Annotated in this window: 17 protein-coding genes; 4 read left to right on the top strand and 13 right to left on the bottom strand. The window is 58.3% G+C overall.

Going from position 1 to position 14,870, the window contains the following annotated elements; translation table 11 throughout:
• Nucleotides 1–19 precede the first annotated feature (19 nt).
• The 3 genes from cgtA to rplU all read right to left on the bottom strand — a co-directional run bounded on the left by cgtA (nt 20) and on the right by rplU (nt 1,957).
• The gene (cgtA, locus tag ACF8YQ_RS03235) at nt 20–1,213 is read right to left on the bottom strand and encodes an Obg family GTPase CgtA (RefSeq protein ID WP_011784375.1); all 1,194 of its coding nucleotides are present in this window, start codon (nt 1,211–1,213) and stop codon (nt 20–22) included.
• A gap of 136 nt (nt 1,214–1,349) precedes the next feature.
• A complete protein-coding gene (gene rpmA / locus ACF8YQ_RS03230) occupies nt 1,350–1,610 on the bottom strand; it encodes a 50S ribosomal protein L27 (RefSeq protein WP_011784374.1) in 261 nt (86 codons plus the stop codon).
• A gap of 35 nt (nt 1,611–1,645) precedes the next feature.
• Entirely contained in the window at nt 1,646–1,957 is a 312-nt protein-coding gene (rplU, locus tag ACF8YQ_RS03225) for a 50S ribosomal protein L21 (protein WP_011784373.1), read from the bottom strand.
• A 241-nt stretch (nt 1,958–2,198) separates the two neighbouring features.
• Between rplU and ispB the strand changes: the two genes are divergently transcribed.
• A complete protein-coding gene (gene ispB / locus ACF8YQ_RS03220) occupies nt 2,199–3,167 on the top strand; it encodes an octaprenyl diphosphate synthase (protein ID WP_396622572.1) in 969 nt (322 codons plus the stop codon).
• Nucleotides 3,168–3,181: 14 nt separating this feature from the next.
• On the opposite strand, the gene ACF8YQ_RS03215 is transcribed toward ispB, so the two are convergent.
• Nucleotides 3,182–4,168: a glutathione S-transferase family protein gene (locus ACF8YQ_RS03215; RefSeq protein ID WP_113880386.1), complete on the bottom strand. Its 987-nt coding sequence runs from the start codon at nt 4,166–4,168 to the stop codon at nt 3,182–3,184.
• Between the two features lie 152 nt (nt 4,169–4,320).
• Between ACF8YQ_RS03215 and ACF8YQ_RS03210 the strand changes: the two genes are divergently transcribed.
• Together ACF8YQ_RS03210 and ACF8YQ_RS03205 are read left to right on the top strand one after the other, a co-directional pair.
• Nucleotides 4,321–5,241 carry a LysR substrate-binding domain-containing protein gene (locus ACF8YQ_RS03210; RefSeq protein WP_396622571.1) on the top strand — a complete coding sequence of 307 codons (921 nt, stop codon included), beginning with the start codon at nt 4,321–4,323 and terminating at the stop codon, nt 5,239–5,241.
• A gap of 82 nt (nt 5,242–5,323) precedes the next feature.
• Nucleotides 5,324–6,850: a wax ester/triacylglycerol synthase family O-acyltransferase gene (locus tag ACF8YQ_RS03205; protein ID WP_396622570.1), complete on the top strand. Its 1,527-nt coding sequence runs from the start codon at nt 5,324–5,326 to the stop codon at nt 6,848–6,850.
• A gap of 67 nt (nt 6,851–6,917) precedes the next feature.
• Here ACF8YQ_RS03205 and ACF8YQ_RS03200 read toward each other — a convergent pair whose 3' ends face one another.
• Entirely contained in the window at nt 6,918–7,565 is a 648-nt protein-coding gene (locus ACF8YQ_RS03200; RefSeq protein ID WP_396623267.1) for a DUF2057 family protein, read from the bottom strand.
• 269 nt (nt 7,566–7,834) lie between these two features.
• Here ACF8YQ_RS03200 and ACF8YQ_RS03195 point away from each other — a divergent pair, with 269 nt between their 5' ends.
• Complete coding sequence (locus tag ACF8YQ_RS03195) at nt 7,835–8,038, top strand: DUF6316 family protein (protein ID WP_396622569.1); 204 nt, start codon at nt 7,835–7,837, stop codon at nt 8,036–8,038.
• Between the two features lie 33 nt (nt 8,039–8,071).
• On the opposite strand, the gene ACF8YQ_RS03190 is transcribed toward ACF8YQ_RS03195, so the two are convergent.
• From ACF8YQ_RS03190 to glyA, 8 genes are all read right to left on the bottom strand, one after another.
• Nucleotides 8,072–8,596, bottom strand: a complete 525-nt coding sequence (locus tag ACF8YQ_RS03190; protein ID WP_396622568.1) for a phosphatidylglycerophosphatase A — start codon at nt 8,594–8,596, stop codon at nt 8,072–8,074.
• On the bottom strand, nt 8,593–9,540 hold the full coding sequence (thiL, locus tag ACF8YQ_RS03185) for a thiamine-phosphate kinase (protein ID WP_396622567.1): 948 nt from the start codon (nt 9,538–9,540) through the stop codon (nt 8,593–8,595). The genes ACF8YQ_RS03190 and thiL overlap by 4 nt, the downstream gene beginning before the upstream one ends.
• A gap of 3 nt (nt 9,541–9,543) precedes the next feature.
• On the bottom strand, nt 9,544–10,020 hold the full coding sequence (nusB, locus tag ACF8YQ_RS03180; RefSeq protein ID WP_014420583.1) for a transcription antitermination factor NusB: 477 nt from the start codon (nt 10,018–10,020) through the stop codon (nt 9,544–9,546).
• Nucleotides 10,020–10,496 carry a 6,7-dimethyl-8-ribityllumazine synthase gene (ribE, locus tag ACF8YQ_RS03175; RefSeq protein ID WP_011784363.1) on the bottom strand — a complete coding sequence of 159 codons (477 nt, stop codon included), beginning with the start codon at nt 10,494–10,496 and terminating at the stop codon, nt 10,020–10,022. The genes nusB and ribE overlap by 1 nt, the downstream gene beginning before the upstream one ends.
• Before the next feature lie 48 nt (nt 10,497–10,544).
• Entirely contained in the window at nt 10,545–11,660 is a 1,116-nt protein-coding gene (gene ribBA, locus ACF8YQ_RS03170; RefSeq protein WP_206855074.1) for a bifunctional 3,4-dihydroxy-2-butanone-4-phosphate synthase/GTP cyclohydrolase II, read from the bottom strand.
• Nucleotides 11,661–11,724: 64 nt separating this feature from the next.
• Complete coding sequence (gene ribD / locus ACF8YQ_RS03165; protein WP_022992195.1) at nt 11,725–12,840, bottom strand: bifunctional diaminohydroxyphosphoribosylaminopyrimidine deaminase/5-amino-6-(5-phosphoribosylamino)uracil reductase RibD; 1,116 nt, start codon at nt 12,838–12,840, stop codon at nt 11,725–11,727.
• Nucleotides 12,837–13,355, bottom strand: coding sequence for a transcriptional regulator NrdR (gene nrdR / locus ACF8YQ_RS03160; RefSeq protein WP_396622566.1), 519 nt, complete (start codon nt 13,353–13,355; stop codon nt 12,837–12,839). The genes ribD and nrdR overlap by 4 nt, the downstream gene beginning before the upstream one ends.
• 70 nt (nt 13,356–13,425) lie before the next feature.
• Nucleotides 13,426–14,679: a serine hydroxymethyltransferase gene (gene glyA, locus ACF8YQ_RS03155; protein ID WP_396622565.1), complete on the bottom strand. Its 1,254-nt coding sequence runs from the start codon at nt 14,677–14,679 to the stop codon at nt 13,426–13,428.
• Nucleotides 14,680–14,870: the final 191 nt, after the last annotated feature.

The raw sequence follows: 14,870 nt of genomic DNA, 5'->3' as shown, positions 1-14,870 counted from the left end.
AGTCTCTTCCGTTAGTGAGTTATTCCGGTGCGTAAACCACTTCAACGTCGTAATCATCGTCGTCAAAGTCGTCGTCATCATCCGCGTTACGGGCCGCTCTACGGGCCTGACGATCCGCCTCAATTTTCTGACGGGCCTCTTCGTCCATGCGACGCCTGCGCGCGGCTTCCTGCTCAGCGAAATCGGGATTGTCGGCTTCCTGCTCGGCCTGTTCCTCAATCCAGCGCATCACGGCCTGCACCAGAGGTTTGGTGCCCTCACCACTCAGCGCGGAAATGCGGAACACAGGCCCCTCCCAGCCAAGCTCATCAACAATGGCCTGACAATGGGCCTCACGATCTTCCTCGGCGACCATATCGACCTTGTTCAGCACCAGCCAACGAGGACGGCTGGCCAGCGTTTCACTGAACTTTTCGAGTTCGTGGGCAATCGCCCTGACCGCGTCGGCCGGGGACGAGCCGTCATAAGGAGCAACATCCACCAGGTGCAGCAACAAGCGCGTCCGGACCAGGTGCTTCAGGAAACGAATACCAAGCCCCGCACCCTCGGCTGCCCCCTCAATCAAACCAGGAATATCGGCAATAACAAAGCTTTGATGAGCCTGCACACTGACCACACCAAGATTCGGTACCAGGGTGGTGAAGGGATAATCCGCTACCTTCGGGCGCGCGGCGGAAACCGACCGGATGAACGTAGACTTGCCGGCATTGGGCAAACCCAGCAAACCGACATCGGCCAGAACCTTCAGTTCCAGACGCAGATTACGCGCCTCACCCTCAGACCCTTTGGAGGTCTGGCGCGGAGCACGATTAACGGACGACTTGAAACGGGTATTGCCAAGGCCGTGAAAACCACCCTGAGCCACTTTCAGACGCTGACCTTCTTTGGTGAGATCTCCCAGCACTTCATGGGTATCCATATCCACCACTGTCGTGCCAACCGGCACCGGTAGCACCAGATCTTCGCCTTTAGTACCGGTGCAGTTACGGCCAGCGCCCGGCTCACCATTCTGGGCCTTGTATTTACGCTGGAAGCGGTAATCAATCAGGGTATTGAGTGCGCTGTCCGCCTCCAGATAGACGGAACCGCCATCCCCACCGTCACCGCCGTCGGGACCACCCTTTGGCACGTACTTTTCCCGCCGGAAGCTCAGGCAACCATGACCGCCTTTACCGGCTTCAACAATGATGGTGGCTTCGTCTACAAATTTCATACGCCAAATGCCTTTGCATAAACTAAAAAGCCCCGCAGCCTCAAGGAAGCTTTGCGGGGCTCCGGATTCACCTGAGAACTGACTAAATCAGCATATCAGGCAAACCCAAGGTTCAACAGAACCGGATCGCCGCTGCTTACGCAGCCGGAACGATGCTTACGAACTTGCGGTTCTGCGGGCCTTTGGTTTCGAACTTCACCTGACCTTCCGCTTTCGCGAACAGGGTGTGGTCCTTGCCAATGCCTACGTTGCTGCCAGCGTGGAAACGGGTGCCACGCTGACGAACGATGATGCTGCCTGCAGATACAGACTCGCCACCGTAGCGCTTGACACCAAGTCGTTTCGACTCGGAATCGCGACCGTTACGGGTACTACCTGCTGCCTTTTTATGAGCCATTACCAGCCTCCTTCATTAAGGGGTTATTCGAGGGCTTAGCCCTGGATACCCGTGATCTTGACTTCAGTAAACCACTGACGGTGGCCCTGACGCTTCATGTGATGCTTACGACGACGGAACTTGATGATGTTCACTTTGTCGTGACGACCGTGGCTAACCACTTCTGCGGTCACCTTGGCACCTTCAACAACCGGAGCGCCAACTTTTACGTCGTCGCCATTGGCAACCAGAAGAACACGATCAAACTCAACGGAACCGCCGGTTTCAACTTCCAGCTTTTCCAACTTCAGAGTTTCGCCTTCTTTTACACGGTGCTGCTTACCACCGCTAACAATAACTGCGTACATTCATAGTCTCCGCGATTGACCCATCCCTGCTCTTATCCACCTGGTTCTAAGGGAAGCGCTCTGGCGACCCTATTGCAGGGAGCGCAGGTTGGGATGAGTTGGGCGCGTGATTGTACGAAAACCCGTCGACCAATACAAGCCGGATTCCGGCTCAAGTTGACACTGTAAGCAGCAATACCTAGCATTGCCGCGACCTGCCCGAAAACTCAACGAAAACACCAGCAAGGGACTTACCGGCCCGATGACAGCCCAGCGCATCTACGACACCGTAGCGGATGATTTCAGCCGCGTTAACGACCTTATCATCAAGCGGCTCGCTTCCGATGTCCCGCTGGTTGAGAAAATCGCCCAGTACATTATCGAAAGCGGCGGCAAACGCCTGCGACCTTTGCTGGTTCTCCTGGCCAGCCAGGCCGCCGGCTACCAGAAAGACGATCATCTGAAGCTGGCTGCCGTGATTGAATTCCTGCATACCGCCACCCTGCTGCACGACGATGTGGTAGACACCTCCGATATGCGCCGCGGCCGCAGCACAGCCAACGCAAAATGGGGCAACGCGCCCAGCGTGCTGGTCGGCGATTTCCTCTATGCCCGGGCCTTCGAAATGATGGTCGAGCTGCAGAGCCTGCCGATCATGAACGTGCTGTCGCACGCCACGGCCGTTATTGCCGAGGGCGAGGTCATGCAGCTGATGAATGTGAAGAACCCGGACTTGAGCGAAGACCAGTATATGGTCGTTATCCACAACAAGACCGCCATGCTGTTTGAAGCCGCGTCCCACACGGGCGCCCTGTTGGCCGGAGCCAGCGCGGAACAGGAAAATGCCCTGAAAGACTATGGCAAACACCTCGGGCTGGCATTCCAGCTGGTTGATGACGTTCTCGATTATCAGGGCGATGCCGAAACCATGGGCAAGAACGTGGGAGACGACCTGGCGGAAGGCAAAACCACCCTGCCGCTGATCTACGCCATGGCCAATGGTGGCGAAGCCGAAAGGCAACTGATCCGCCAGGCCATCCGGAAGGGAGGGCTGGATGACCTGCCGAAGGTACTGGATATCGTTAAGGCGTCCGGTGCCATCGAATACACCATGACAAAAGCAAAAGAGCAGGCGCAGATCGCGAGAGACCTGCTGGCCTGCCTGCCGGGCTCTGAGCACCGGCAGGCGCTGGAATTATTGACCGAAGTGGCGGTAGCCCGGGTCAGCTAGTAGACCAGGCCCATTCAGCCGAGATGTTCACGCCCGTGGGGTGCTTCGAATTCCAGCTCTGGCCCCACCGGCACAATCTGGGTTGGGTTTATGGTGCGCTGACTTACATAGTAGTGACGCTTGATCTGGCCCAGATCCACGGTTTCAGCCACGCCCGGCACCTGATATAGCTCCCGCACATAGCCGGACAGATTCGGATAGTCGCGGATCTGCTGGCGGTTGCACTTGAAGTGGCTGTAATACACCGCATCAAACCGGATCAACGTGGTGAACAGCCGCCAATCGGCCTCGGTTAGCCGGTTACCGGTGAGATAGCGCTTTTCCGCCAGCCTTTCTTCCAGCCAGTCCAGGGAGTCGAACAGGGCCTGATAGGCCTCCTCATACTTGTCCTGCGCAGTGGCGAACCCGGCTTTATAAACGCCATTGTTCACCGTGTGGTAAACCCGTTCATTCACCGCCTCGATGTCACCACGCAGGCTTTCCGGGTAGAAATCCCGGTCGTTATTCACGCCCTCAAGGCCATCAAAGGCGGAATTGAACATCCGGATAATGTCTGCGGATTCATTACTGACAATGGTTTCGCGCTCTTTGTCCCACAACACCGGCACCGTGACCCGGCCAGAATAATGCGGGGCGGCACGGGTATAAATCTGGTGCATGAAGTCAAAATTATACAAGTCGTCTTGATGTTCTTTGCGACCGGGCCGGAACTCCCAGCCGTTTTCCACCATGTCCGGGTGCACGACAGACACCGAAATATGGTTCTCCAGACCTTTGAGCTTCCGGAAAATCAAGGTGCGGTGGGCCCAGGGGCAGGCCATGGAAACATACAAGTGATACCGGCCACTCACTGCAGGAAAACCACCCTCTCCGGCCGGCCCGGCAGAGCCATCAGCGGTTACCCAGTTTCGGAACCGCGCCGCTTCGCGCTCAAACTTGCCGCCGGTTCTGCCCGTGTCATACCACTGATCGTGCCAACAGCCGTCAACCAACAAGCCCATAACTACCCTCCTGCGAGGTCAGCCACCATGACATTTGCCCTGATGAAGTGTGATGGGGCCGACCCGGTTCTGAATTAATAGAGACAGGCTAACGGCTGTGCTGCTAGGCTGATAGCAAGCATTTCTGGCAAACACTTTCAGATTATTCGAACATGCATACAGCCATTACCATCGACGCACTCAAAGTACTGGACGCTATCGACCGCAAGGGCAGTTTTGCCGGTGCAGCCAGCGAACTGTTCCGGGTTCCCTCGGCCATCAGTTACACCGTTCAGAAGCTTGAGGAAGACCTCAGTGTCAATGTCTTTGACCGAACCGGCCACAAAGCCGTGCTCACGCCCGCCGGTCGTTACCTGCTGGAGGAAGGCCGCTCCCTGCTTGAAGCCGCCGAGAACCTGGCTCACTCTACCCGCCAGGTAGCTCAGGGCTGGGAAACCAGGCTTAGAATAGGATTCAACTCGCTGCTGCCGGCACAATGCCTGTTTCCGGCGATTGACGCTTTTTACCAATTGGGCGTTCCAGTGGATGTACAGGTGGTGGAGGAGGTCTTTGCAGGCGCCTGGGACGCCCTGCAAAGCCGGCGCGTCGACATGGTGATCGGCGCAGACCAGCTCAGCAAGCCCGCCGGAAGCTTTACCACCAAGCCACTGGGCGAGATACCTTTCGTCTTTGCCGTGGCGGCCAACCACCCTTTGGCCCAGGCAGAAGAACCCCTGAAAGAAAGCGACATCGCCCCATTTCCCGCTGCCGTTGCCGCCGATACCTCCCGCGCACTGCCACCTGGTCACGCCGGTATCTTCCGGCGCCAACGAACCTTGACCGTCACCAACATCGACCAGAAAATTGCCATACAGGAAGCGGGCCTTGGCGTTGGCTGGCTACCCTTGCCACGCATCCGGGAGGCACTGTCCTCAGGCCGGCTGGTGGCGAAAGCAGTGCATGAACCACGCCCCCCGATCGCCATCCACCTGGCCCGGCACAGCGAAGACAAAGGCAAGGCGCTGATGTGGTTCTGGAACCGGCTGAGCGAAGACCAGAGCCTGAGCCAGTGGCTCAAGCCGGCGGATTCCTGAGGCAACGGAGCCAACCGGCGAATTCACGGTCTGAAGTATACTGGTCAGCCGAGTACAACGAGAAACACAAGGAGTGCGTTCCATGCGTCAGCTGTCGGAACTGGATGCCTCGTTCCTGTATCTGGAATCAGACACCACCCCGATGCACATCGGCGGCGTTTATCTGTTTGATGCCAGCGGCCTGTCTAACCCGCTGGCGTTCAGCACCTTCGTCGCCTACCTGCGCAGCCGCCTCCACGTGGTGCCTCTGTTCCGCCAGAAACTGAAAGAAATCCCTCTCCGGCTCGGCCGCCCCTATTGGGTGGACGATGCCGATTTCAGCATTGAGCGGCACCTGGCCTATGTAAACCTGGGTGAACACGGCAAGCAGGCCAGTCTGATGTCACTGGCTTCGAAAATTCTTGAGGAACCACTGAAACGCGACCGACCGCTGTGGCACATCACCTTTGTCGATGGTTTCCGGATCGACGATCCGGAGGGTGAAAAAGAGGGTTTTGCACTGATCGTGAAGCTGCATCATGCGGCCATTGATGCCTTCAGTGGCGAGGAAATCATGGGCAAGCTGCTGGAGTACACACCCAGCCCGAGAACCATCACACCACCCCGCCCCTGGCTGCCAAGGCAGGAACCTTCTGAGGAGCGGGTGTTCCTGCAGGCCGGTGCCAACATGCTGAAAACGCCGATGCAGCTGGCCTCTCTGGCCTATAACGCCGCCGAAGCCACAACCCGTGGGCTGATCCAGAAGCAATTACACAAGCTGCCACTGCCACTGCCCTTGTTCACCGCGCCCCACAGCCCCTTTAACCGGCAGATTACCGCCAACCGGCGGATTGTCTCGACCAGCGTGGAATTGTCCCGGCTCAAAGCCATCAAAGGCTCCTTGGCCGACGTCACCCTGAACGATGTGGTCCTCGGCCTGTGCGCCGAAACCCTGGCCCGATACCTCGCCAACCAGAACATCGAAACGAAAACATCGCTGGTCGCCATGACGCCGATCTCGGTTCGCTCCAGCAGTCTTCGCAAGGCCACGGGCAACCAGATGTCGGCCATGTTGCTGGACCTGGCCACTGCAGAACCCAACCCGGCAGCCCGGATCCGGCGAATTCACCGTAACGCGGTAGAATCGGAACCCTACCGTGAAGCCATAGCCGCGGACCGGCTGACCGAACTGCTACCATCAACACTGCTGGCACTGTCAGCCCGGCTGTATTCCGAGCTGCAGGTGGCACAGCGCTACCAGCCACTGTTCAATGTGCCGATTACCAACGTACCGGGTCCGCAGGTACCGCTGTACCTGCAAGGTGCCCGTTTGGTGCGCCAGTACAACAGCGCCCCCCTTTTCGACAGCCTTGGGCTGGTAATTGTCGCGGTCAGCTACCAGGGCCAGCTCACCCTGAATTTCACCCTTTGCCCGGACGTGGTCGCCGACAGCGACCAGCTACCGGAGCTGGTACATGACAGCCTGGAAGCGATAGAGAAAGCAGCAGCAGAACTGGGCCCCGACCAGGGCCATGAGCAGTTTCCGGAACCACAACACAACCTGACCGATGATGTCCTGGCCTATGTGGAAAAACTATTAAAAGGTGGGCTGGGCAAATTCAGACGGTAACCGGGGTGTGGGCTGCAGTACTAATCAGAAATAGTGAAAAAGCCGGGCCCACAGGCCCGGCCCGGGATTATTCGAATGCCCAACGTAGAAAGGCCTTCTTCTCTTCGTCCGAAGCATCTGCCCAAATGGCTTTGAGCTGTTCCAGTGCGGTGCCGTCCTGGGTGCGCCCGACACCTTCTGCGTCAGACACCGGTACCGGAGTGCGGTTGGCTGTCAACCGGGACTGCCCGTTCCATTCCTCAGATACCGCCACCACGGTACCGTTACCGGCAACAATCTTTGCCGAGAAGCTCTCCATCATGGCTTCGGCTTCCTGGCGGCTGCCCGGCTTATCAAACTCGAAACGGTAGACCGCGTCCGGGCTCGCCTCGAACCGTGCCACCTGAGGACCGCTCTCAATGACATGAACTTTGGATTCGCCATTGCGCACCACACCGGCCTTGGCCCAGATGGTTTTATAGTTGAACACCACTTCGTTTTCACCAGGCAGCAAACCGTAATCCAGTGCCAGGTCGTCGATCAGGAAGTTGGTCATGCTCCGGCCATTCACGCTGACCACCTGTATCGCACCGGGCGCCTGAAGCACTGCCGGCTCCGTTGCCGCGGGCAGTTGGCCTTCCCAGGTATCGACCCTGGCCACGGTAGACGCACAGCCCACCATGACCACACTCACCAGAACAGCCAGCAACTTGAAAAGCCTTGGAACGTGACACATACTCACTTCATCTCCTTATCCATAGGGATGGCCGTTGGCACGGCCTGCAATGTTGAGGGCAACGCTGCCAAGCATTCTGACCATCCCGGCTGATCAGAGCAAGGCACACAATCGAATTCGCTTTCGATGCTGAAAGGTCCGAAATGTGATGCCCGGCGTAAGAATGTAAAAAATTGTTGAATTCGCCAGCAATTGGATTAGTTTTAAACAAGTCGGCTTACACAACGCATAGCCCGAGAAGAAAAAAACAAATGGGCTCAGGAGAAACCATGGACACTCAGCGCAGGACAGGAGAGCAAGGCCCCGTCCCGTTTCGCAGCAGTCGTTTTTTCTGCGTAGGGGGCAAATGGTACTTTACCACCCGAGAGGGCTTCGACAGCGGGCCGTTTGCTTCGAGAGAGCGGGCAGAAGTCGGCCTTAAACGCTTTCTGCATGTTGTTCGCATGCTGCCAGAAGAGCAGCAGGTGCACTAACCCACCCGACAAACCGAATGGGTGATGCCCCCGCTAGACGATATAGGGCATCACCCAGACGTCAATCGCCCAAAGGCAACCCAGCGCCATGGCACCGGCGACGACATCGTCCACCATAATCCCGAGCCCGCCGGGCAAGCGCTCATCCAGCCAATTGATGGGCCAAGGCTTCCACACGTCAAACAGTCGGAACAGCATGAACGCCATGAGCACCCCGTAAAGCTGATCCGGAAACAGGCCCAGGGCAATCCACATCCCCACAAATTCATCCCATACAATACCGCCGTGATCATGCACTTTCAGGTCTGTCGCGGTTTTGCCACACAACCAGATACCCACCAGAAACGCCGCCAGAACCACGAGCCAGTAGGCCAACGGAGGCATCCAGGAAAAGGCATACCAAACCGGAACAGCGGCGAGGCTACCCCAGGTTCCCGGCGCTCTCGGCGCTGCACCGCTACCAAAACCGAAGGCCAACAGGTGGACCGGATTTTTCAGAAAGCCAGGGGGCAAGATGACCTGGGCGGCGTCCGGTTCATGCATCAGCTCATCACTCATGCGGGTCTCCCAAAGTGCTCAAATCCTTGAATGACGCCAGAGACCGGCCCGCTCAGTTGAAGGCCAGGCTCCGAAGTAATCTCTCCAATGACCGTCAGCTCACGGGCCACAGAATCGTCAAGAGTGCCGAAGGTTTCTGGCGGGATGGTGATGCAAAGCTCATAGTCATCTCCTGCTCCCAACGCCAGATCCCGGGCGTTCTCACCCTTTAATGCAACCAACTCCGCCATCATCGGTATACGTCCCGTGTCGATTCGCGCTCCGGCCCCCGAGGCATCAAGGATATGGCCGAGATCCGCCAGGAGCCCGTCAGAAATATCTATGGCAGAGGAGGCACAGCCCGCCAGCTGCTGACCCAGTGACAGACGAGGCTGCGGGAAATGATAACGTGACAACAAGGCGAGCTGGGCCGGTGAGGGCGCGGGGGCAGCAAGGTAATCAAGAGCGGCACCGGCCGCCCCGAGCGTGCCGCTGACACATATCAGGTCGCCGGGCTTCGCGCCGGATCGATACAGCGCACGCCCACTCTCAACGGTGCCGTGCACCTGGATACTGATTGTCAGGGGCCCACGGGTAGTGTCTCCGCCCGCCAGGGCGATACCAAAGGCTTTGCTGGCCCGGGCCAGCCCCTCTGAAAACGGCTTCAGCCAGCTCTGATTGGCGTCTGGCAAGGTTAAAGCCAGAGTAAAACAGACCGGGCTTGCGCCCATCGCGGCCAAATCACTTACCGCAACCGCCAGAGCTCGCCACCCGAGATAATCGGGCGAATAATCGGAAGGGAAATGAACGCCCTCTACCAGGGTGTCCACAGAAAACACCAGATCCAGCCCCGGCGATACCCGCTGAATCGCACAGTCGTCACCGGGACCGAGAAGGAGCTGATCCTGCCCGGAACCATCGGCCAGCGGCTGGAAATACCTCCGGATCAGCTCAAACTCACCCATGAATCAACGCGGGCGGGTCTCGGCCAGGCGAAGCCGGCGGCTGAGTTTGTCCAGAATGCTGTTCACGAACTTGTGCCCTTCGGTGCCACCAAAGCGCTTGGCCATTTCAATACCCTCGTTGATGACCACTTTATAGGGCACATCGATGCGGTGTTTCAGCTCATAGGCGCCCAGGCGAACGATCGCCAGTTCAACCGGGTCGACCTCCTTCAGGGGACGATCCAGAAACGGCTCCAGCAGTTTGTCGAGCTCTGCCTGCTCGCGGTAAACGCCACGCAGAAGATCCCGAAAATACATGATATCGACCTTGCTCATGTCGTTGTCGACCATGAACTCGGCTTCGATATCAGAAATCGGCGTTTTGCTGAAGTGCCGCTGATACAAACCCTGCATGGCCAGCGCCCGTGCCCGGCGGCGATCGCCTGCCTTGGGCTGGCCGGTTTTCCCCGGCTGGGGAGAAGTGTCACCCGCTTCGCTCATTACTCACCCAACTTTTTGAACAGACTGACCATTTCCAGGGCAGTAATGGCGGCTTCCGCGCCCTTGTTGCCGGCCTTGGTGCCGGAGCGTTCGATGGCCTGCTCAATGGAATCTACGGTCAATACGCCGAAGGTAACCGGGACATCGGTTTCCAGGCTGACAGCGCCCAGGCCGCTGGAGGCCTCGCCCGCCACGTATTCAAAGTGGGGAGTACCACCACGAATTACCGCGCCGAGGGCAATAATGGCGTCGTAGTCCGAGGTTTCGGCAACACGCTTGACCGCCAGTGGCATTTCATAGGCACCCGGCACACGGATAATGGCAATGTCATCATTGGAAATGCCGTGACGACGCAAGGTATCCACTGCACCTTCCACCAGACTTTCCACCACAAAGCCGTTAAACCGGCCAACCACCAGCGCATAGCGGCCGCTGCACTGGGTAAAATCACCTTCAATTACTTTGATATCTGCCATCTCGGGCTCCTTCACGGGTCATCGCCGTGTTGGCGATAACCGGGTTTATCATTCGGGGGCGTAAGGTACGTATTCCACCACTTCCAGGTCGAAACCGGAGATGGCGGAGAATTTAACCGGCGGACTGAGCAGGCGCATTTTACCTACGCCAAGATCCCGGAGAATCTGGGAACCGGTACCGACGGTGAAATACACGCCGGAACTGCCCTTGCCTGAGGATCCCTGCCCTTTGTCAAAGAAATCCTGAATCCGGTCTTCCAGGTTGTAGCTGTCTTCAGCACTGTTAAGCAGCACCACCACGCCTTTGCCTTCTTCCGCAACCTTCTCCAGTGCGTGATGCAGCGGCCAGCTCCGGGAGTCTTTGCGGCGTGCACCCAGCAGATCGCGCAGGGTATCGGTAATGTGCACACGCACAAACACCGGCTCTTCTGGCTGGATATCGCCCATTACCATAGCCAGATGGGTAGCACCCTGGATATTGTCCCGGTAGGTGTGCAGTTTGAACACGCCGTACTCGGTATCCAGTTCGTTCTGCTCCACACACTCCACCGTGCGTTCGTTCATGGTGCGGTAATGAATCAGGTCTGCGATGGTCCCGATCTTCAGATCATGCTCTTCTGCGAACTTCTCAAGATCCGGACGCCGGGCCATGGAGCCGTCATCATTCATGATTTCACAGATCACACCGGCCGGCTCACAGCCAGCCAGTGCCGCCAGATCGCAGGACGCTTCGGTGTGACCGGCACGGCTGAGAACGCCACCAGGATCGGACATCAGCGGGAAAATATGCCCCGGCTGCACCAGGTCAGAAGCCTTGGCATCCCGGGCAACCGCTGCCTGCACGGTACGAGCCCGGTCCGCTGCAGAAATGCCCGTGGTAACACCCTCACGGGCTTCGATAGACAGGGTAAATTTGGTTCCGAAGCCAGAGGCATTCTGCTGAACCATCAACGGCAGGCCCAGCTGTTCGCAGCGATCACGGGTCATGGGCATACAGATGAGTCCGCGGCCAAAGCGGGCCATGAAGTTGATGGCCTCTGCCGTGCAGTGCTCCGCTGCCATCACCAGATCGCCCTCATTCTCGCGATCCTCATCATCCATCAGGATGACCATTTTGCCCTGGCGAATGTCTTCAATGATTTCTTCAATGCTGTTCAGTGCCATACGGTTCTGCACCCTTTCACCCCTCCCGACAGTCTAGCCGGTTCACGGGGAATGGATTGAATGATTAGTGGCGAGCCAGGATCAGACGCTGATCCTCACCCACCTGACGACGATCCAGCACCTTCCATTGCACTTTGTCGGCCATGGTCTCCAGTGGCAGATGCGCTGTCGGCCTGCCAGTACTACCCAGGAAAACCGGTGCCTGGTAAAGCCAGAGCTCGTCCACGAGATTTTCACCGATGAACGTACCAGCCAGTGTAGGGCCGGCCTCAACCAGCAATTCGTTAATACCAAGCTCACCCAGCGCGTCCAGCAACTCGGCGACATCAACACCGTTGTCTTTCCAGGCAACCCCGGTGAGGCTGACGCCGAGCGCAGCCAGATCCTGGGCCGGGCCTGAGGCCAGCGCCGAACTGGCGCAAAATACCTGCACATTGCCACCCTGAAGAATCCTGGCGGTGGCCGGCGTACGGGCATCCCGGTCGGCGATCACCCGCAACGGCTGCCGGGACGGATCCGTGGCATCACCGATGTCGCCCATCTCGTCCCGCCGAACGGTCAACGAGGGATCATCCGCCAGTACCGTACCTACCCCGGTGAGGATAGCGTCGCTGATCGCCCGCAAACGCTGCACATCCGCGCGCGCTTCCGGGCCCGTTATCCACTGGCTTTCACCGCTGGCCATGGCGGTCCGGCCATCGAGACTGGCCGCCATTTTCAGCCGAACCCAGGGGCGACCGGTATTCATACGCTTCATGAAGCCAGGATTCAGACGCGCAGCCTCATCGGCCATCACGCCTTCGGTCACCCGTATGCCAGCCTCCCTGAGCATATCCAGCCCCCGACCGGACACAGACGGGTTGGGGTCTTTGGTGGCGGCAAACACATGGGCCACACCGGCATCTATCAGTGCCCGTGCGCAGGGCGGCGTGCGCCCGTAGTGGCTGCACGGCTCCAGGGTAACGTAGGCGGTGGCTCCCCGAGCCTCATGGCCGGCCTGGCTCAAAGCACGCACTTCCGCGTGGGCTTCACCGGCACGCTCGTGCCAGCCCTCGCCCACAATCAGATCGCCTTTGGCAATAACACAACCAACACGGGGATTGGGATGGGTGGAATAGCGACCGCGCCAGGCCAGCTGAACGGCCCGGGCCATCATTGCCCGATCACGGTCTGAAATCATGCCTTGCCTTTGTCTGTACCGTTATCAACCAATGCCCTGGCAACATCCACCGCGGTATCGCCATTACCCTGGGACAGCCGCTCGATCTCTTCCTTGAACTCGTTGATGTCCTGAAAACTGCGGTAAACCGACGCAAAACGCACGTAGGCAACCTTGTCCAGTTGGCGCAGCTCGGTCATTACCTCCTCACCCAACTGCATCGACTTGACTTCACGCTCACCAGTCGAGCGGAGACGATACTTGATACGGTTCAGGGAGGCATCGATTTCCTCAATGCTGACCGGACGTTTTTCCAGAGCTTTCATGATGCCGGCCCGCAGCTTTTCTTCATCAAATGGCTGCCGGGTACCATCCTGCTTAACGACCCGGGGCATCACCAGCTCGGCAGTTTCAAAGGTGGTAAATCGCTCACGGCAGGACAGACACTCCCTGCGGCGGCGAACCTGGTCACCCTCGGCCACCAGGCGCGAATCAATCACCTTGGTATCGGCTTCACCACAGAAAGGACAATGCATAAATCACCTGCTCCGGAAAGAAAGAACCCGGGCACTCACCGGAGCGCCCGGGCTGACCTGTCTATGCCTGTTAGCCGTAGACCGGGAACCGTGCGCAGACAGCTTCCACCTGCTCCCGTATACGGCTGTTAACCGCTTCGTCTTCAAGGTTATCGAGGATGTCGCACATCCAGCCGGCGAGGTCCCGACACTCCTGCTCGCCAAAGCCGCGAGTGGTCACCGCCGGGGTACCGATACGTAGGCCAGAGGTAACGAACGGCGAACGCGGGTCGTTCGGAACGGCGTTCTTGTTCACGGTGATGTGGGCGCGGCCCAGGGCTGCATCCGCATCCTTACCGGTAATGTCCTGCTTGATCAGGCTCACCAGGAACAGGTGGTTCTTGGTGCCACCGGAAACCACGTCAAAGCCACGCTCGATGAACACCTCTGCCATGGCGGCGGCGTTCTTCACGACCTGCTGCTGGTAGGCCTTGAACTCGTCGCTCATGGCTTCCTTGAAGCACACGGCCTTGGCCGCAATCACGTGCATCAACGGGCCGCCCTGACCGCCCGGGAACACGGCAGAGTTCAGCTTCTTCTGCAGGTCTTCGTCGTCACAGGCCAGAATCAGGCCGCCACGTGGGCCGCGCAAGGTTTTGTGCGTGGTGGTCGCAACCACGTGGGCGTGGGGCACCGGATCCGGGTAGACGCCGGCGGCGACCAGACCGGCCACGTGGGCCATGTCAACAAACAAATACGCGCCCACCTTGTCGGCGATGGCACGGAAACGGGCAAAGTCCAGCTCCTGTGAGTAGGCAGAGAAGCCCGCGATGATCATTTTCGGCTTATGTTCGACAGCCAGTGCTTCCACTTCGTCATAATCGATCAGACCGGTCTCCGGGTTCAGTCCATACTGAACCGCGCTGTAGATCTTGCCGGAGAAGTTCACGCTGGCCCCGTGGGTCAGGTGGCCACCGTGAGCAAGACTCATACCCAGAACGGTATCACCGGGCTTGAGCAGCGCCATGAACACCGCAGAGTTGGCCTGTGAACCGGAATGCGGCTGCACGTTGGCGTAGGCGGCACCAAAAAGCTCCTTGGCACGGGCAATGGCCAGGTCTTCAGCGATGTCCACAAACTCGCAGCCACCGTAGTAACGCTTGCCGGGGTATCCTTCGGCGTACTTGTTGGTCAGCACACTGCCCTGAGCTTCCATCACCCGCGGGCTGGTGTAGTTTTCAGACGCGATCAGTTCGATGTGTGCTTCCTGGCGCTTTTCTTCCGCCTGCATGGCGTTCCAAAGTTCGTCATCGAAACCGGCGATTTTCATATCACGAGTAAACATGGATGTGCTGCCCCTGTCTGTATGGCTGGCCCGGCGGTGCCTCTTTGCACGCCGGAACCCCTGAAAAATTGGGCCGCTATTCTATCTTGAAAGCGGGTTAAAAATCATCCTTTATGCCGTCCGCAGATACCGGCACACCGGAGGCTGTCAATTGCTATCGCGGAACGCTTTAGATACCTTACCGGATCAAA

Origin of the sequence: Marinobacter sp. W-8, assembly GCF_044342215.1 — a bacterium.
Classification (GTDB): domain Bacteria; phylum Pseudomonadota; class Gammaproteobacteria; order Pseudomonadales; family Oleiphilaceae; genus Marinobacter; species Marinobacter nauticus.
The sequence above is the reverse complement of the archived record's forward strand: the minus strand, read 5'-3'. Positions and strand labels throughout refer to the sequence as shown.